15 protein-coding genes and 1 pseudogene are annotated in these 17602 nt (G+C 62.0%); 7 read left to right on the top strand and 9 right to left on the bottom strand.

Annotated elements, in window-relative coordinates; all coding sequences use genetic code 11:
- The 5 genes from AWT75_RS18745 to AWT75_RS21410 form a co-directional block, all read right to left on the bottom strand.
- Positions 1-1260 (bottom strand): oxidoreductase (locus AWT75_RS18745; protein WP_476726754.1); only part of this gene is annotated, 1260 nt, incomplete at its 3' end.
- Between the two features lie 253 nt (positions 1261-1513).
- Positions 1514-1864, bottom strand: a complete 351-nt coding sequence (locus AWT75_RS18740; protein WP_062791152.1) for a c-type cytochrome — start codon at positions 1862-1864, stop codon at positions 1514-1516.
- 53 nt (positions 1865-1917) lie between these two features.
- On the bottom strand, positions 1918-3675 hold the full coding sequence (locus tag AWT75_RS18735; protein ID WP_062791150.1) for a GMC family oxidoreductase: 1758 nt from the start codon (positions 3673-3675) through the stop codon (positions 1918-1920).
- 9 nt (positions 3676-3684) lie between these two features.
- Positions 3685-4461 (bottom strand): gluconate 2-dehydrogenase subunit 3 family protein, encoded by a 777-nt coding sequence (locus AWT75_RS18730; protein WP_062791148.1) that lies wholly within the window; start codon positions 4459-4461, stop codon positions 3685-3687.
- A gap of 44 nt (positions 4462-4505) precedes the next feature.
- On the bottom strand, positions 4506-4832 hold the full coding sequence (locus tag AWT75_RS21410; RefSeq protein ID WP_153013384.1) for a hypothetical protein: 327 nt from the start codon (positions 4830-4832) through the stop codon (positions 4506-4508).
- A 13-nt stretch (positions 4833-4845) separates the two neighbouring features.
- Here AWT75_RS21410 and AWT75_RS22340 point away from each other — a divergent pair, with 13 nt between their 5' ends.
- The 3 genes from AWT75_RS22340 to AWT75_RS18720 all read left to right on the top strand — a co-directional run bounded on the left by AWT75_RS22340 (position 4846) and on the right by AWT75_RS18720 (position 7924).
- The gene (locus tag AWT75_RS22340) at positions 4846-5592 is read left to right on the top strand and encodes a thiamine pyrophosphate-binding protein (RefSeq protein ID WP_204377111.1); all 747 of its coding nucleotides are present in this window, start codon (positions 4846-4848) and stop codon (positions 5590-5592) included.
- Positions 5529-6566: a thiamine pyrophosphate-dependent enzyme gene (locus AWT75_RS22335; protein ID WP_204377110.1), complete on the top strand. Its 1038-nt coding sequence runs from the start codon at positions 5529-5531 to the stop codon at positions 6564-6566. Before AWT75_RS22340 ends, AWT75_RS22335 begins: the two co-directional genes overlap by 64 nt.
- Before the next feature lie 74 nt (positions 6567-6640).
- Positions 6641-7924 (top strand): MFS transporter, encoded by a 1284-nt coding sequence (locus tag AWT75_RS18720; RefSeq protein WP_045848127.1) that lies wholly within the window; start codon positions 6641-6643, stop codon positions 7922-7924.
- 56 nt (positions 7925-7980) lie between these two features.
- Here the strand turns inward: AWT75_RS18720 and ppc are convergent.
- Positions 7981-10679, bottom strand: a pseudogene (ppc, locus tag AWT75_RS18715) (phosphoenolpyruvate carboxylase).
- A 345-nt stretch (positions 10680-11024) separates the two neighbouring features.
- Here ppc and hemC point away from each other — a divergent pair.
- From hemC to AWT75_RS18695, 4 genes are read left to right on the top strand one after another with little or no spacing between them, the layout of a single operon-like run.
- Positions 11025-11954 carry a hydroxymethylbilane synthase gene (hemC, locus tag AWT75_RS18710; RefSeq protein ID WP_062791146.1) on the top strand — a complete coding sequence of 310 codons (930 nt, stop codon included), beginning with the start codon at positions 11025-11027 and terminating at the stop codon, positions 11952-11954.
- Positions 11951-12691, top strand: coding sequence for a uroporphyrinogen-III synthase (locus AWT75_RS18705; protein ID WP_062791144.1), 741 nt, complete (start codon positions 11951-11953; stop codon positions 12689-12691). The genes hemC and AWT75_RS18705 overlap by 4 nt, the downstream gene beginning before the upstream one ends.
- Entirely contained in the window at positions 12688-13710 is a 1023-nt protein-coding gene (locus AWT75_RS18700; protein WP_062791142.1) for a uroporphyrinogen-III C-methyltransferase, read from the top strand. The genes AWT75_RS18705 and AWT75_RS18700 overlap by 4 nt, the downstream gene beginning before the upstream one ends.
- A 3-nt stretch (positions 13711-13713) precedes the next feature.
- Positions 13714-14922: a heme biosynthesis HemY N-terminal domain-containing protein gene (locus AWT75_RS18695; protein WP_045848131.1), complete on the top strand. Its 1209-nt coding sequence runs from the start codon at positions 13714-13716 to the stop codon at positions 14920-14922.
- Positions 14923-14988: 66 nt separating this feature from the next.
- Here AWT75_RS18695 and AWT75_RS18690 read toward each other — a convergent pair whose 3' ends face one another.
- From AWT75_RS18690 to AWT75_RS18680, 3 genes are all read right to left on the bottom strand, one after another.
- Positions 14989-15672, bottom strand: a complete 684-nt coding sequence (locus AWT75_RS18690; RefSeq protein WP_062791140.1) for an META and DUF4377 domain-containing protein — start codon at positions 15670-15672, stop codon at positions 14989-14991.
- A gap of 181 nt (positions 15673-15853) precedes the next feature.
- Positions 15854-17227 (bottom strand): NAD(P)(+) transhydrogenase (Re/Si-specific) subunit beta, encoded by a 1374-nt coding sequence (locus AWT75_RS18685; protein WP_045848132.1) that lies wholly within the window; start codon positions 17225-17227, stop codon positions 15854-15856.
- A 9-nt stretch (positions 17228-17236) separates the two neighbouring features.
- Positions 17237-17533 carry a proton-translocating transhydrogenase family protein gene (locus tag AWT75_RS18680; protein ID WP_045848133.1) on the bottom strand — a complete coding sequence of 99 codons (297 nt, stop codon included), beginning with the start codon at positions 17531-17533 and terminating at the stop codon, positions 17237-17239.
- Positions 17534-17602: the final 69 nt, after the last annotated feature.

Raw genomic sequence — 17602 nt, 5'->3', positions numbered from 1 at the left:
CGTGGCAAGCAAGATCTGGAAGCTGCTGAAAAGCGCGTTGCGGACGAACTCCGCAAAGCCAAGCAACAGGCAATGGAAATCATTACTGCTGCTGAGAAGGCGCGGCTTGCTGGCAGGTGTCAGCGGGCCGAACTGCAATTCGCGCCCGGAAAGCGGGTTCTGGATGCAGGAAATGGGCAGGCCGCGGTGAAAACGGCCAATACAGGACTGATTGCAGGCAATGCAGGCGCGGATGGCATCCGGCTGCTGCCTGGCCAACTTGTTGGGCAGCTCCGGGTCGCAAATCAGCGCCCGTGTCATGCCGCAGGCATCCACCACGCCGTTGGCCAGCAGTTGTTCCGCCTCTTGCGGCTGGTTGATGCGGCCCGCCAGCAGCAATGGAATGGACAGCGCCTGGCGGAAACGTCCGGCCGGGGTAGCGAGATAAGCTGCCGGAAACGCCATCGGCGGGGCAATATGCACCGCGCCACCCAGGCTGGCCGAGGTACCGGCCACCAGGCTGACATAATCCAGCTGGTCTTGCAGCGCGACACAGGCTTGCAAGGCTTCGTCTTCCTGCAGGCCCTCGCTGTCGCGCTCATCCAGCGAAATGCGCAAGCCCACCACGCAGTCTTCATCGACTGCGGCGCGAATGGCCGCCACCACCTCGCGCAAAAAACGCAGCCTGCCGTCAAGGTTTCCACCATAGCCGTCCGTGCGCAGATTCAGCCTCGGGTTGAGAAACTGCACCGGCAGATAGCCATGGCTGGCGACGATTTCCACCCCGTCGAGCCCCGCCGTGCGGATGCGCCGCGCCGCAGCGGCATAGCCGGCAATCAAGGCCGCGATTTCGCTTTCGCTCAGGGCGCGCGGCATCACGTGAAAGCGCTCGCTGGGCACGGCAGAGGCGGAATACGCCACCGCCTGCATGCCATCGGCGGTTTCCATGATTTCACGGCCCGGATGAAACAGCTGGGCAAACAGCGTAGCCCCTGCGGCATGCACGGCTTCGGCCAGCGCACGATAGCCGGGAATGCAACTGTCGTCGGCGGCCATCAGCGCGTGCGAGGTATAACGCGCACTTTCGTGCACGCCGGACACCTGCAGCACGATCAGGCCGACTCCGCCACGCGCCCGCGCGGCATGGTAGGCAATCAGCGCCGGGCTGACCTGGCAGTCAACCGGCAATACGGTGTCGTGGCCGGTGGAAACAATGCGGTTGCGCAGGGTCAGCTTGCCGATACGCAAGGGGGACAGCAGATGAGGGAAGGCAGTGGACATGGCGACTCCGGGTTCTGACAGCGGGTTGGCAACAAACAGCTGCCGATATTCCGCATAAGCCGGGAGCTTGCCTGCTGGCCCATGGGCGGGAGGCGGGCCTCTTGCCGATCAACAGCAGTCCTGCTAACGCAGGGTGCTCCGGCCATGCCGGACTACCCGGACAGGCTGAGCCGCCAGACGGGAACACAGCCGCCACGGGGGCCGACGCGAACCCACGGCGCGCCGCCACCCCCGTCCCGTGCACTGGCCGGCTTTATTTCAATGTCGCCAGATAAGCGATGATGGCATTGCGCTGGCCGACATCCGGCACCCCGGCAAACGGCATCACATTACCCGGAATGGTTTGCTGCGGATTGGCCAGATAGGCGGAGAGCAGGGATTTATCCCAGCTCTTGCCCAGGGTTTTCATCGCCCGGCTGTAACGAAAGCCCGGATAACTGCCAACCTTGCGCCCGATCACACCTTTCAGGCTGGGGCCAACACCATTGCTGCCGGTCACGCTGTGACAGGCAGCGCACTGGGCAAAAGCAGCGGGCGGCGTAGCTGGGCCAGCCGCGAATGCCGACAACGGCAGCAAGGCAGCTGCAAACAGGAAAATACGCATGGGAATCTCCTTTGGGGTGAACAAGGCCGCACCGTGCGGGCGGCCAGATGGCGTTACAGACGGCCCGGACGCTGCAGATAGCGCTGCAGGTCATCCCCCAGCCGCAGGGCGAGTGCGCCTAGCGGGCCGGTGGGGTTGTAACCGGAGTTGTGCGGATAGACCGACGCCCCCACCACAAACAGGTTGTGGGCGTCCCAATGTTGCAGATGGGGGGAAACCACACTGTCATGCGGTGTCTCGCCCATGATGGTGCCACCCACGATGTGGGTGGTCTGGTACAGCCGGCTGTCAAACGGGGTGACCAGACCTTGCAGGCTGCCCACCTTGTCCGCACCGCAGTGCCGGGCGATTTCCATCATCTTGTTGCTGAGGAAGGCTGCCATTTTCTGTTCGTTGTCGCGGAAGTCGAAGGTCATGCGGATCAGCGGCCGGCCATAGGCATCGCGATAGGTCGGGTCCAGGCTGAGGTAGTTGCCACGATGCGGATAGCAGCTGCCTTCGATGCCCAGCGTCATGGAGTGGGCATACCAGTCGGCATTGGCCTGCTTCCACGCGGTTCCCCAGCGCGGCGTGCCATCCGGCACCCGTCGTCCCTTGATGGGACGTCCGCTGAACTGGTAGGCCTGAATGGTGGCACCACCCAGAAAGCCCAGGCCGCTGTGGTCGAAATTGTCGTTGTTGAATTCGTCGATCACCATCTGGGTACTGCCGCTGGCCAGGAAGGGGTTGAACCATTTGTCCTTGAAGAACAGATCCACCCCGGCATTCACCTGATAGCAGAAGTTCTTCCCCACCACGCCGGTATTGCTGACCGGGTCGTACGGTTTGCCAATCTTGCTGTGCAGCAGCAACTGGGTATTGCTCATGGTAAAGGCCGCCAGCACGATTACTTCGGCGGGCTGCTCGTATTCCTCGCCGGTCAGCAAATCCAGGCAATGCACGGCGGTGGCACGTTTGCCGGCGGCATCGTAGCGCAGCCCCAGTACCTGGGTATTGAGCCGCACTTCAAAGCTCTTGCGCTCGCGCAGCATGGGATACAGCAACACCTGCGGCGACCCCTTGGCATTGGCTTCGCAGATGAATCGCTCGCAATGACCGCAATACTGGCATTGCCCCAGCTTTTGCCCGTCCGGGTTGGTATAGGCCCCGGAAGAATTGGCCGCTGCCTGCGGAAAGGCGTGATAACCCAGTTGCTCACAAGCCTGCTTGAACACCAGCCCGGACTCCAGCACCTGCAAGGGCGCTTGCGGATAAGGCCCGCTGCGCGGTGCTTCGAAGGGATTACCACCCGGCAGTTTCTTGCCGCCAATATTGCCTGCCTGCCCGGAGACGCCGAACAGTTTCTCGAACAAGTCGTGATACGGCTCCAGCTGGGCATATGTCACCCCCCAGTCCTGCAAGGGCATGTCCGCCGGAATCGCCTGCTTGCCGTAGCGATGCAGATAATGGCTGCGCAGCTGCGGGTCGTACTCGGCCCAGCGCCACAGGTGGCCGTTCCAGTGATTGCCAGCCCCGCCCAGCCCCTGCCCCGGCAGGAAGGATTCCATCCAGCGCACCGGCAAGGCAGTCTGGTTGTGCTGATGGCGCAGGGTATAGGTTTCACGCGACCAGTCCTGAATCAGACCCTGACGCACGGCCCAGCGCAGTTCATCCCGCTGGTTGGGCAGGCTGGATTCCGGACCCTTGCTGTGATCGCCACCGCGTTCCAGTACCAGGACTTCCACCCCTTTGGCGGTCAGCTGGCGGGCAATCAGGCCGGCGGTAAGGCCGCCCCCCACAATGACCACGGTTTTGCTTGCACGTGTTTTCATGACTTGTCCCTAGCTGAAGTCGGCGATGGATTTGGGATTGGCAGCACCGGGATAAGGCTTGCCAAGATACTGGACGACATCCAGCGCATGCGTGGCAGGCAGGCCGGGGTAGCCGATCATCTTCCAGAACACCATGCCCACATTGCCGCCATAGAGCGGGTCGGCAAAACAGGCTTCGGCAAATAGCGGGTACACCAGGGAGTTGAACCATTCAGCCAGATCCAGCTGTTCGCCGGCCACCCGCCCTGCCGCCAGCTGCTGCAGGAAGGCATCGCCCTGTTGTGGAGTCAGTACATCAAACAACTGGCCATAAAGCCTCTGCGCAGCACGGTCAGCTTCTGCTACGCCTGCCTTGAAATACTGCTCCGGCGTCAGCGGCAGTTGCGGCCCGCACTGGGCAGCCCCCTGCAGGAATGGCCCTGCGGCGTAGCGCCGCGCCCCCTGGCCAAAGCTGCCGGCCAGCTGACGGTCGATATAGATGGCGAGACCGCAGTCCACTCCACCGGGGGTGAGATGGTCGGCCGGACACATGATGTTGAGCATGGCCTCGACAAAGGCCGCTTCATCCGGACCAAAACTCTGATAGCCATATACGGTATTGATGACCGGCTTGCCGGAGGGCGCGGCCGTGGCGTCTGCAGACTGCAACAGCATGGCTGTCGCCGAGCCGCCGGCCAGCGCCTTGCCCAAAGGCAGGCTGCTGGAGGCGGCCGCCAGCTGCTTGAGAAAAACCCGGCGTGCACTACCGGCAGAATCCGGTGGAAGGAAATCGACAGAGTCGGTCATGGCATGCTCCTGAAGGGCTGTTGCGGAGTGTCATCTGTGCGGGTTCATGGTGCGCCCTGGCTTGCGGGGTACATCGCGCCGTCGAGCTGACTGGCTGGAGCATGATTGCGCGCCAATGGCAAAAACAAGGGGCTGAAGGGAGTCAGCGGAGGAAAAGGAAATTTCTCTGTCGCAAGGGAAAAAAAGACGAATAACAAATAATTCTTCTTGTGATAACTCCAGAAAATGGATGGGGACAGAGCAGGGCAACAGGGACAAAGATGCAAAACAGTAACTTCGGCTTGTAGCAGACAGCCCATCTCAACAAAACCCTGCTTGCTGTACAGCGCGGTTACCACAGTTTCAGCACGCCTTCCGACCAGCCCACCCATGGAGACACCCGCAATGCAACACAACACTGTCGGTAAAATCATTGTCGAAACACTGGAACAAGCCGGAGTAAAGAACTGCTACGGTATCGTCGGCGACACGCTCAACCACATCACCGACGCCATCCGCCACAGCCAGATCAAATGGGTACATGTACGCCACGAAGAGGTGGCCGCCATGGCAGCCGGGGCGGAAAGTTACATGACCGGCGGCCTCACTGCCTGCGCCGGCAGCTGCGGTCCGGGCAGCCTGCATACCATCAACGGCCTGCTTGAAGCACACCGCAATCGCTCGCCGGTGGTGATGATTGCCACCCAGGTGGCGCTGACCGAACTGGGCATGGAGTTTCCGCAAGAAGTGGATCTGGCATCCATTTTCAAAACCTGCAGTCATTTTTGCGCCACGATCTACCATCCTTCCCAAGCCAGACGACTCACCGCCCAGGCCGCACAGGCGGCCATCAATCTGCGTGGCGTGGCCGTGCTGATTGTGCCGGGCGATCTGGCCGGTCAATGTGTAGCGCCGGGCCTGCCGTTCAGCGCCCATCATCCACAGCCGGTGTGCAGCCCGTCCGAAGCCGAGCTGGATGAAATGGCGCATCTGCTGCTGTCTTCCGAGCGGCTGGCACTGTATTGCGGCTCCGGTTGTGCCGATGCCCATGCCGAAATCATCGAGCTGGCGCGCGGCTCAAGGCTCCGGTGGCGCACACCAGCCGCGCCAAGGACTTCATCGAGCCGGACAATCCGTTCAATGTGGGCATGACCGGCATGCTGGGTATTGAATCGGGCTATCACGCCACCCAGGAGTGCGACACGCTGTTGTTGCTGGGGGCGGATTTTGCCTGGACATCGTTCTACCCGCACCGCGCCACCATCCTGCAGGTGGACAATCAGGCCACGCACCTGGGGCGGCGCCATCCGGTGAAACTGGGCGTGGTGGGTGACATCCGCACCACCTTGCAAAAACTGCTGCCACGCCTGCCGGAACGGCAGGACGACAACTTCCTGCAGGAGTGCCTGAAGCTGCACCAGAAATCACTGCACTGGCTGACAGAACAAGAAAAGCCGGGGCATAACGGCCTGATTCACCCGCAATATCTGGTTAAGCTGATTGACCAGATGGCCGCTGACGATGCCTTTCTGGTGGGAGACTCCGGTACCGCCATGGTCTGGCTGCTGCGCCACACCACTGCCAATGGCAAGCGCCGCACGCTGGCCAGCCTGATCCACGGCACCATGGCCAATGCCATGCCGGAGGCGCTGGGCATCAAGAACGCCTTCCCGCACCGGCAAGTGATTGCCATCTGCGGTGACGGCGGCCTGTCCATGCTGATGGGCGACTTGCTGACCATCGTGCAAGAGGGGCTGGACATCAAGATTGTCATCCTCAACAACAGCGCGCTCGACTTTGTCGAGATCGAACAAAAAACCGAAGGCCTGATGAATGCCTTCACCGATCTGCACAACCCTGACTGGGTGAAAATGGCCGAAGCCATCGGCTTCAAGGGCCTGCGCGTGGAACATGCCGACCAGCTGCCGGAGGCCGTTGCGCAGTGGCTGGCCGAGCCCGGTCCGATGCTGCTGGATGTGAAGGTGAACCAGTACGAACTGGTCATGCCGCCCACCGTCACCACAGGAGAAGTGCTGCATACCGCGCTGTATTCAGCCAAGGCCATCCTGTCCGGCCATGGCGGCGAGGTGGTAGAGCTGATCGAAAGCAATTTCCTGCGCCGTTAAGCCTTGGGCCCCGGCTGGCCTGGCCGGGGCACTTCTCCAGTATCCAAACCAGATGGATCACCAGGGAGCAGCCCATGACACCATCCCGCCCCTTATCCCCTGCCCGGCTGCTGTTACTGGCCTGGTTATTGGGTGCCGTGTTTTATTTTCTGGACTATGTGGTCCGCACCAGCCCGGCTGTCATGCTGCATCCGCTGGCCACACAATTCGGCATCACCCCGTTACAGGCAGGCAGTTTGCTGGGTAGCTACTTCATTACCTATTCCTTGTGCAGCCTGGTTGCCGGGCTGTCCATCGACCACCTTGGTCCGCGCACGCCGCTGGTAGCCGGCTGCGTGATTCTGGCCATCGGCTGCCTGTGCTTTCTGGCTGGCTCCCAAAGCGGCGGCTATGTCGGCCGCTTGCTGCAAGGGGCCGGCTGCGCCTTTGCCTGGCCCGGCTGTGTGTTCATTGCCACGCAAGGCTTCAGCCCACACCGGCTGGCCACCGTGCTGGGCATCACCCAGGCCAGTGGCAACCTGGGCGGCTATCTGGGCCAGTACGGAATTGGCCAGGCACTGAGCAGCGGCCTGAGCATGAGCACATACTGGGCGGCACTGGCAGGCTTGATCTTGCTGCTGGCCATCGGGTTCATGGTGTTATTGCGGCCCGGCGCACATCCGCCGCCAAGCACCACCACTCCGGCTGGCACAACATCACTTGGCTTGCTGGAGCCCTTCCGCATCATTCTGTCGAACCGGCAATCCTGGCTGGCCGGGGTGATAGGCGGCCTGATGACCGTGCCCACCTCGGTGTTTGCCATGACCTGGGCGGTGGACTTGCTCCAGACCGACCGGCAATACAGCTATGCCGATGCCGTATTGGCCAGCTCGGTGGTGTCGCTGGGCTGGATTATCGGCAGCCCCTTGTTTGGCCTGTGGTCAGACCGGCTGGGCCTGCGCAAGCCGGTGCTGTGCAGCGGGGCGGTACTGATGCTGCTGGTGATGTTGCAGCTATTCCTGTTTCCGGATCTGTTGCCCGGCACCGTGAGCATGCTGTTGCTGGGCGTGGTATCCGGTGCCGAATTGCTGGTGGTGAGCATCAGCAAGGAAGTGAACCCGGACCGGGTAAAGGGCAGTGCCGCCGGCTGTGCCAACTTCCTGGTGTTTGGTTGTGCCACCCTGGTGGGCATGCTCTACAACCTGTTCCTGCCCTTCAGCAACAACAGGCCGGGCACCTTGCTGCAACACTTTCAGCAATCCGGTCTGTTTTTCATTGCTTGCAGCGTGATTGCCATCCTGCTGATTCTGGGTTTGCAGGAAACCGGGCAGCGCCGGATGGCCGGATCCGACCAGCCGCAGGCTGCTGCCAGGTGCTGATAACAAAAAACCGCCACCAAGGGTGACGGTTTTTTATTGCCCAGCGGAAAGACAGATCAGCCGCTATTACGCAAACCAGCCGAGGTGCCATTGATGGTGAGGTGAATGGCGTACAGCGCCTCGGCATCGTCCGGGTTGGCACGCAGGCGTTGCAGCAGGTCGGCCTGCAGCAGGTTGAGTGCATCCAGGTACGGCAGACGGGTTTCCAGGCTGCGGTGCAGGGTGGGGTTCTGTTCCAGCAGGCTGGTCTGGCCGCTGATGGCAAAGAAGGCATCGTGGGTCTTCTGCCATTCTGCTTCAATCTGGCCAAACAGCTTGTCCGCCAGCGCCCGGTCGGACACCAGCGCGGCAAAACGGCGTGCAATGCCCAGGTCGGCCTTGGCCAGCACCTGTTCCATATTGGACAGAATCACCTGGAAGAAGGGCGATGTGCGATACAAGCCTTGCAGACGGGCCAGGCCTTCGTCGCCATGGCGGGCAATGAAACCGGCCACGGCTGAGCCGAAACCGAACCAGCCGGGCAGCATCACCCGCGATTGCGACCAGGAGAACACCCAGGGAATGGCACGCAGTCCTTGATGCTGGCCAGGCTCTTGCGCGACGCCGGACGGCTGCCGATGTTGAGCTTGGCAATGGCATTGATCGGCGTGGCTTCCAGGAAGTACTGCATGAAGCCTTCGGTTTCCACCAGCTGGCGATAGGCCTTGAAGGCAGCTTCGGACAGCTCGTCGAATACTTCGCCATCCGCCTCGCAGCTGGGGTGGGTGGTAAGGCTGGCTTCCAGCGTGGCAGCCACCAGCGCTTCCAGGTTACGGGTGCCGATGTCAGGGTCGGAATACTTGGAGGCAATCACCTCGCCCTGCTCGGTAATGCGGATGCGTCCGGCTACGCTGCCGGCCGGTTGCGCCATGATGGCCTCGAAGGACGGGCCGCCACCACGGCCCACCGAGCCGCCACGGCCGTGGAACAGACGCAGCTTGACCCCTGCCTTGTCAAAGCTCTGCACCAGACGCTGTTCCGCCTTGTACAGCTCCCACTGGCTGGTGAGATAACCGCCATCCTTGTTGCTGTCGGAGTAGCCCAGCATCACTTCTTGCAGCATGCCGCGGCTCTTGAGCAGCAACTGGTACCACGGCAGCGCAAACAGCGTGTCCATGATGTCGGTGGCGGCCACCAGATCGGCAATGGTTTCGAACAGCGGCACCACGTTGATGGTGGACACCGGCAGGCCGTTTTCCAGCCGGATCAGGCCGGTTTCCTTCAGGATCAGCGCCAGCGCCAGGATGTCGCTGACCGAAGCGCAGTTGGAAATGATGCTCTGGCTGATGGCCTCGGTACCGAACTGCTGCTGGATCAGTGCGGCTTCGCGGAAGATGGCCAGCTCTTTTTCGGTATCGGCGCTGTACTGCTGATACGGCGAGTACAGCAGGCGCGGGGTGGCCAGTTCGCGCAGCAATACGCGGATGCGCGCGGCCTCGTCCAGCGCCGGGTAATGTTCCAGTCCGGCACTGGAAAACAGTTCGCTCACCACCGCTTCGTGCATGCCGGCAAACTGGCGCAGGTCCACCGGCATCAGGAAGAAGCCGAACACTTCCACCGCGCGGCGCAGGCGTGCCAGGCGGCCATCGGCCAGCAAGTCGCTGCCATGGGCAATCAGCGAATCCGCCACGATGGCAAGGTCAGCCTGGAAGGCGGCGGTATCACGATAGGCTTCGGCCACCGGCCAGCGGCCACGCACCGCCAGCCCCAGCTCGGCAGCCTTGCCCAGCAAACGGGCTTCAATGGTGGCCAGCGCGCGGCGATAGGGTTCCTGCTCGCGGCTTTCCTTGTTGTCCGGGGTCTGGTCGGACAGGGCCTGCAAGGCCGGGCTCACGCTGACATGGCGCTCGGACAGCGACAGTTCGCGGTACAGCGATGCCAGCTCGGACAGGTAGTGCTCGAAAGCCTGGGTGGCTTGCAGGGTAAAGGCATGGCGCAACACGGTGGCGTTGACATTGGGGTTGCCGTCACGGTCGCCACCAATCCAGCTGCCCACGCGAATGAAGGGCGGCAACACCGGGCTTTGCCCCCAGGCGGAAGTCACTTCCTTGCCCAGACGGTCGTACAAGCGCGGCAGGGCGGAGAAGAAGGTCATCGGGTGGTAGGCCACGCCGTTCTTGATTTCGTCTTCCACCGACAGCTTGAAATGGCGGATTTCCGAAGTCTGCCACATGGACAGGATCACCCGCTTGAGCTTGCCATCCAGTTCGGTTTCCTCTTCCGGGGTCAGGTCCGGCGAGCCGAGCTGGCTGAGGAATTTGCGCACCGCCCGGTGGCCGTCCAGCACGCTCTGGCGCTGCACTTCGGTGGGGTGGGCGGTAAGGATGGCACCGACATAGGCATCCTGCAGGGTGTCGGACAGCTGGGCAAAGCTGACGCCTTCCTCTTTCAGGCGTGCCAGTGCCCGGTTCAGGCTGCCTTGCTGCGGGCGCGAACCGGCAATCTGGTGCGCACGACGACGACGGGTGTGGTGCAGGTCTTCCGCAATATTGAATAACTGCGCATACAGGCCACAGGCGCGCACCAGGGCGGTGGTGGCCTTGGGCGACAAGGTATCCGGCAGCGGCAATGCGCGCTGCTCCGGGGTACGTGCCGCAATGGCCTTTACCTCCTGATATACCTGCGGTCCTTCCTGGGCATGCAACACTTCGCCCAAGAGGCGGTCCAGCCGCGCCAGGTCGGCACGTAGGGGAAGATCCTTGTCCAGCTCCGTCATGTCCTGTTTCCTTTGTTGCATTGTCTGGCCAATCGGTACTGACACCATGTCGAGCGTGGCATGGCCGTTGGCCTGTTTATTAAATGGTCGGGCAACCTGTTCAAGTCAGACTGCAATCTGACTTCAAGCGGCTGCGCAACGACCATCATAGGCAGCATTGCAGCTGTAGTGTGTTCATTACCGAATTTTCCTGATTTTTTTCGCACATTTTGTGCACAACAGCAACGCGGGTTCACCCTTGATCGTGACCCTGGGCAGGAAATGGCTTTTCCTTGATGCCACTCCAGGCATCGCCCCGGCTGCATGCTAGAATCGGGCGAAAATTCATCGTCAGGACCGCAATTCATGGACAAGATCGTCATTGCCAGCCGCGAAAGCCGCCTGGCCATGTGGCAGGCCGAACATATCCAGGCCCGCCTGCAAGCACTGTACCCGCACCTTACCGTCGAGATTCTGGGCATGACCACCCAGGGCGACCAGATTCTGGACAAGACCCTGTCCAAGATCGGCGGCAAGGGCCTGTTCGTGAAAGAGCTGGAAATTGCCCTGGCCGAAGGCCGTGCCGACCTCGCCGTACACTCCATCAAGGACGTGCCCATGGTGCTGCCGGAGGGCTTTACCCTGGCCGCCATCTGCGAACGCGAAGACCCGCGCGATGCCTTTGTCTCCAACAAGTTTGCCAGCCTGGCCGAGCTGCCGGCAGGCAGCGTGGTGGGCACCTCCAGCCTGCGCCGCGAATCGCAACTGCGCGCCCGCTACCCGCAACTGGTGATCAAACCGTTGCGTGGCAATGTGCAAACCCGCTTGCGCAAGCTGGACGAAGGCGAGTACGACGCGATCATTCTGGCTGCCGCCGGCCTGAAGCGCTTGGAACTACACGACCGGATTCGCGCAGAACTCGCCCCGTCCGAAAGCCTGCCGGCCGCCGGTCAAGGTGCACTGGGTATTGAAATCCGTGCCGACCGCGCCGACATGCTGGCCCTGCTGCAACCCTTGAACCACCCGGATACCCACGCCTGTGTCAGCGCCGAACGTGCACTGGCGCGCGAACTGGGCGGCAGCTGCCAGGTGCCGCTGGGCGCCTTTGCCACCCTGACCGATGACGTGCTCACCCTGGGCGGCTTTGTGGCGCATCCGGATGGCTCGGTCATGCTGACCGCCACCGCCAGTGCGCCGCGTCAGTATGCCGACTCGCTGGGCCGCGCCGTGGCCAAGCGTCTGCTGGACGATGGTGCCAAGCCGCTGATCGACGCCGTACTGAAAGACCAGGCATGACAACAGCCGGCCGCCGCATCCTGGTGGCCAGACCGGCCGCACAAAGCGGCCGTTTGCAGACCCTGCTGGCCGATGCCGGCTGGCAGGGTCAGCCCTTCCCGGTGATGGACATCCAGCCTCGTCCTGATGCGCTGGCACACTTGCCACAACAAGCCGCACAGGCGGACTGGCTGTTTTTTGTCAGCCCCAGCGCCATCGACATCGCCTGGCCGGTACTGCAACAACAAGCTCTCAACGCCCGACTGGCTTGCGTGGGTCAGGCCAGCGCACGCCGCCTGGCCGGGCTCAGCGGGCAGGACATCCTGTTCCCCACCGCCGGCAGCGACAGCGAAGCCCTGCTGGCCCTGCCCCAGCTGGCGGATGTTGCCGGCCAGCGCTGGCTGATCGTGCGGGGCCTTGGCGGCCGCACCTTGCTGGCCGACACCCTGCGCCAGCGCGGAGCCGATGTGACACTGGCCGAGGTCTACCAGCGCGTGGACGGCACGCCGGACTGGAGCTTGCTGGATAATGACCCGCCAGACGCCATGGTGATCACTTCCAGCGAAATGGTGGAGCAATTGTTCAGACTGGCTGGCCCGGCAAGGGCCGTGACGTTACAATGCCTTTTGTATTGCGTGCCGCACCCGCGCATTGCCGAACGATTGCAGGCACTGGGCGCGACACGCATCGTGACAACCCGGGCCGATGACGAAGCGCTCGTCAGCGGCCTCAGAGAATGGTTCTGCCGTCACCCATGAGCGAAACCCAGACTGTCGACACTCCCCGTCCCGCCCGCAAAAAACAGCTGAACCTGGCCCTGCTGGTGGCACTGGCCGCCCTTGGCCTGTCGGGCTATCAGCTGTACAGCACCCAGCAGGAACTGGCCGCCGCACGCCAGGAACTGGCGGGCCGCATGGCCGAAGGCAATGGTGCCTCCAAGGAATTGCGCGGCCTGACCGAACAGGCGCTCAGCGCCGCCCGCGCCACCGATGCCAAGCTGGCGGTGCTGGAAACCCGCGTGAATGAATCCGCCGGTCAATACAACACCCTGAACGGCATGTATCAGGAGCTGACCAAAAACCGCTCCGACTGGCTGCTGTCCGAGGTGGAACACACGCTGGCCATTGCCAGCCAGCAGCTGCAGCTGGCCGGTAATGTCACGGCGGCCATCTCCGCCTTGCAAATGGTGGACGCACGCCTGTCCAAGTTCGATCAGCCGCAGTTGATTGCCGTGAAAAAGGCAGTGGCTACCGACCTGGAAAAACTCAAGGCGCTGCCGGTTCTGGACAGCGTCGGCCTGACCGTGAAGCTGGACCGCCTGATGCTGTCCAGCAGCAGCATGCCGCTGGTGGTGGATGCCCATCATCTGCAGGACAAGCAAACCACCAAGCGCGTGGCGGACACCGCCCCCTTCTGGGAACGTCTGGTGGCCGACATCAGCCAGAGCCTGGGCGAGCTGGTGCACATCCGCCGCATGGACAAGCCCGAAGCCCTGCTGCTGTCGCCGGAGCAGTCCTTCTTCCTGCGCGAGAACCTGAAAATGCGTCTGCTGGACGCACGCCTGGCGCTGCTGCAACGTGACGGCACCACCTACAGCGCCGACATCAATGCCGCCCAGGATTATGTGCAGCGCTATTTCGATGGCAACGCCCCGGCCACGCGCCAGTGGCTGGCCACCTTGCAAGAGCTCAAGTCCGCTCCGCTGTCCGTCACCCTGCCCGACCTCAACGCCAGCCTGAAGGCGGTTCGTGACGCGCAGGGCAACAAGGGAGACTAAGCGGTGAAATTCGTCATCTGGATTACCGGCCTGTTTGCGCTGGCCGTACTGGTGGGGCTGGCCTCCACCCTGAATACCGGCTACGCCATCCTGTTCCTGCCGCCATGGCGCATGGAAGTGTCGTTCAACCTGCTGCTGCTGGGCATTGTGGTGCTTATCGTGCTGGCTTATGCCGTGATGCGCGTCATCAGCATCACTGCCGGGCTGCCGGCCGAGGTCAAGCGTTTCCAGCGTCAGAAAAAACTGAAAGCCGCCCGTCACGCGCTGCGCGAAGCGGGGATCGCCTTTTTTGAAGGCCGCTTCCAGAAAGCCGAACGCGAAGCCCTCAAGGCCATGGAAGACGAGTACGCGGCAGAAAACCGTGCGCTGGCCCTGCTGCTGGCCGCCCGCTCTGCCGGTGCTACCGGCGATCTGGACAAGCGTGACCAGTACCTGCAACAGCTGGACACCCTGCCCGAGCGCCTGCAACTGGCGCGCCACATGCTGGATGCCGAGCTGAAGCTGGAAGCCAAGGACGCGCTGGGCGCACTGGCAGCCATCGAGCGCGCCCGTGCCCTGTCGCCCAACCTCACCAATGCCCTGCGCCTGGAACTGAAAGTGCGTTTGCTGCAACGTCAGCCAGAAGCGGTATTGGCACTGACCGAAAAACTGCTCAAGGCCGAGGCGCTGGAACCGTCACAAGCCCGCCGTTATCGCCTGGCCGCTTACAGCCAGCAGCTGACCGGCTTTGTCGGCAGCCGCGAGGTGCGCGACTGGCTGCGCCGCATTCCGGAAGCCGAGCGTCGCAACCCTGTTCTGGTCAGCGAGATCGTCAGCCGGTTGATTGCGCTGGAAGACTTCGACTATGCAGCTACCCTGCTGGCCGAAGCACTGGCCGACGAAGACCAAGCGACGCCGGAACTGGCCCGCGAACTGGGCCAGCTGGCCGAGCGCCTGTCGCCGGAAAAACGTCTGGAACTGATGCGCAGTGCAGAGGACTGGCTGAAAACCCGTCCGCGCGACTACATGCTGCTGCTGGCGCTGGGCCGTCTGGCCATGAACCAGCAACTGTGGGGCAAGGCGCAAAGCTATCTGGAAGCCAGCAACTCCATCGAGCCCACCCTGTGCGCCAATGCCGAACTGGCCCGGCTGTTTGAAGCCACCGGCAAGGAAGAACAGGCCGCACAGCATTACCACCGCAGCCTGGAACTGGCACTGGCCAAGGGCGACTGAGCCCCATTGCCAACCACAAAGAAAGCCCGCACAAGCGGGCTTTTTTCTTGCCATCACACGGACTGCTTACATCTTGGTGCGCGTGACTGTTTCACTGAACACCACGCGCTCCAGAATGGTCCGTACCGCCGAGGCATCCGCCGGAGGATTGGCCACCGTTTCATAACGCAGCTTCAGGTAGTAGGCGGTATCAGGCTGCGGGGTAAAGCCTTCGATTTCGCCATAGAACAGCTGCCAGGGCTGGTTTTCACTGCTGCGTACCTGCAGGCATTGCATCTGCCCCGCACCGGCACTGCAGTTCTTGCGCACGGCACTCACATACAGATATTGCGGGCGTTGTGCCGGGGTCGTGGCAGCGGTGTTCTGGCCTGCGGCCTTGTCCTGCTTGCGCACAAAGCGGTATTCGTCGCCAGCCTTACCCGTCAGTACCAGTTGCTGTGCCTTGCCGTCGGTCTTGATCTGGAAGGGTTGCGACAGGAAACCGACATAGGCCTGTTCGGTTTGCATCATGGCCGGGGGGCACATCATGCGCGTGGTGGCAATCACCAGTTTGCCTTCGGCATTGCTGTGGCCGGTAAAACGGTTACAGCCGGCAAAGCCGCTGATGCCCTTGGCCTGAAACGACAGCGTGGGTTGCGGTTCGGCCACCTTGGGCGACACCAGCTGCCAGTCAGTACCGATCAGGTTTGGCCGGGCCAGCACCGGGGCAGACAACAGGGCGACAATGATGGCGGTGGTTTTCCAGTGCATTGCGATCTCCAAAATTAAACAATACTAATATTTAAGAGGCCGGAACCAGCCATGAGTTCCATCCGGCGACCACTGTCAACTCTCCAGAAGGACGGCCATAGCCGTTGAACTGGCTGCACAGCATGAAAAAACCCCGCCATGCAGGCGGGGTTGGGTGGGGTGATACCTTGGCCAGCAGTGCTTAGTGCACCACGCCCTTCACCAGGTCTTCCACCACTTTCTTGGCATCGCCAAACACCATCATGGTCTTGTCCATGTAGAACAGCTCGTTGTCGAGGCCGGCATAGCCCACGCTCATCGAACGCTTCACCACGATCACGGTACGTGCCTTGTGCGCTTCCAGAATCGGCATGCCGTAGATGGGGCTGGACTTGTCCTTCTGCGCGGCCGGGTTCACCACGTCGTTGGCACCAATCACCAGCACCACGTCGGTATTGTTGAAGTCGGAGTTGATCTCCTCCATCTCCAGCACCTGCTCGTACGGCACTTCGGCTTCGGCCAGCAGCACGTTCATGTGGCCCGGCATGCGGCCTGCCACCGGGTGAATGGCGTAACGCACGGTAACGCCCTTCTCGTGCAGCAACTCGGCAAACTCCTGCAAGGCATGCTGGGCGCGCGATACCGCCAGGCCATAACCCGGCACGATCACCACGCTGTCGGCATTGCTCATCAGGAAGGCTGCGTCTTCTGCCGAACCGGACTTGTAGTTCTTCGGGCCACTGTCACCCGCCGCACCACCAGCCGCCGCCTCGGCACCAAAGCCACCCAGCAGCACGGACACGATGGAACGGTTCATCGCCTTGCACATGATGTAGGACAGAATGGCACCGGACGAACCCACGCAAGCACCGGCAATGATCAGCACCGGGTTGTTCAGCGTGAAGCCGATACCCGCCGCCGCCCAGCCGGAGTAGGAGTTGAGCATGGACACCACTACCGGCATGTCGGCACCGCCAATCGGGATGATCAGCGTCACGCCCAGTACCAGCGCAATGGCCACCATCAGCAGGAAGGCTGCATGGCTGTCGGTCACGAAGTAGGCCACGCCAAAACCCACCATGGCCAGTGCCAGCACCAGGTTCAGCAAATGCTGACCATTGAAGCTGACAGCCTTGGAACCAAAGCGGCCGGACAGCTTGCCGTAGGCAATGACCGAGGCGGTAAAGGTGATGGCACCAATAAACGCGCCAATAAACAGTTCCACCTTCTGCACCGGGGTGTGTTCCACGCCGGTATGGAAAATGGCAGCCACGGCAATCAGTACCGCGGACAGGCCCACCAGCGAGTGCATGGCGGCCACCAGCTCCGGCATGCCGGTCATTTCAACCGTCTTGGCCTTCCAGCCACCAATCACGGCACCACCGATGATGGCAGCGGCAATCAGCCCCAGCACCGGCTTGTCCATGATCATGAAGGTGGTACCCACGGCGATGACCATGCCGATGATGCCGAACTTGTTGCCGCGCAGCGCCGTCACCGGGCTGGACAGCCCCTTGAGCGCCAGGATGAACAGCACGGCCGCCACCAGATAAAGTACTGCGGAAATATTAGCCATGGTTCTTCCTTATTTTTTCTTCTTCTTGAACATGTCCAGCATGCGCTGGGTGACCATGAAGCCGCCGAAGATGTTGATGCTGGCCAGGAAGATGCCGATGGTACCCAGCACCGAGGTGAGGGTGATTTCGGAACCGTTGATGTCCACCACCTGCAGCATGGCACCGACGATGATGATGCCGGAAATGGCATTGGTCACCGCCATCAGCGGGGTATGCAGCGCCGGGGTGACGTTCCACACCACGTGGTAGCCGACAAACACGGCCAGCACGAAGACGGTAAGGCTGGCGATAAAGGGATCGACCATCTCTGTTCTCCTTAGTTGGCCGCCGGGAAACGCACCTGGCCGTCGTGGGTCACCAGGGTGGCCGCCAGC

This window comes from Aquitalea pelogenes (assembly GCF_001515305.1).
Lineage (GTDB): Bacteria > Pseudomonadota > Gammaproteobacteria > Burkholderiales > Chromobacteriaceae > Aquitalea > Aquitalea pelogenes.
The sequence above is the reverse complement of the archived record's forward strand: the minus strand, read 5'-3'. Positions and strand labels throughout refer to the sequence as shown.

Bases quoted from the DNA above. Each gene is read 5' to 3' on its own strand.
- AWT75_RS18740 (WP_062791152.1), bottom strand. From the start codon at position 1,864: ATGCGTATTTTCCTGTTTGCAGCTGCCTTGCTGCCGTTGTCGGCATTC.
- AWT75_RS18735 (WP_062791150.1), bottom strand. From the start codon at position 3,675: ATGAAAACACGTGCAAGCAAAACCGTGGTCATTGTGGGGGGCGGCCTT.
- AWT75_RS18730 (WP_062791148.1), bottom strand. From the start codon at position 4,461: ATGACCGACTCTGTCGATTTCCTTCCACCGGATTCTGCCGGTAGTGCA.
- AWT75_RS21410 (WP_153013384.1), bottom strand. From the start codon at position 4,832: ATGGGTGGGCTGGTCGGAAGGCGTGCTGAAACTGTGGTAACCGCGCTG.
- AWT75_RS22340 (WP_204377111.1), top strand. From the start codon at position 4,846: ATGCAACACAACACTGTCGGTAAAATCATTGTCGAAACACTGGAACAA.
- AWT75_RS18720 (WP_045848127.1), top strand. From the start codon at position 6,641: ATGACACCATCCCGCCCCTTATCCCCTGCCCGGCTGCTGTTACTGGCC.
- hemC (WP_062791146.1), top strand. From the start codon at position 11,025: ATGGACAAGATCGTCATTGCCAGCCGCGAAAGCCGCCTGGCCATGTGG.
- AWT75_RS18705 (WP_062791144.1), top strand. From the start codon at position 11,951: ATGACAACAGCCGGCCGCCGCATCCTGGTGGCCAGACCGGCCGCACAA.
- AWT75_RS18700 (WP_062791142.1), top strand. From the start codon at position 12,688: ATGAGCGAAACCCAGACTGTCGACACTCCCCGTCCCGCCCGCAAAAAA.
- AWT75_RS18690 (WP_062791140.1), bottom strand. From the start codon at position 15,672: ATGCACTGGAAAACCACCGCCATCATTGTCGCCCTGTTGTCTGCCCCG.
- AWT75_RS18685 (WP_045848132.1), bottom strand. From the start codon at position 17,227: ATGGCTAATATTTCCGCAGTACTTTATCTGGTGGCGGCCGTGCTGTTC.
- AWT75_RS18680 (WP_045848133.1), bottom strand. From the start codon at position 17,533: ATGGTCGATCCCTTTATCGCCAGCCTTACCGTCTTCGTGCTGGCCGTG.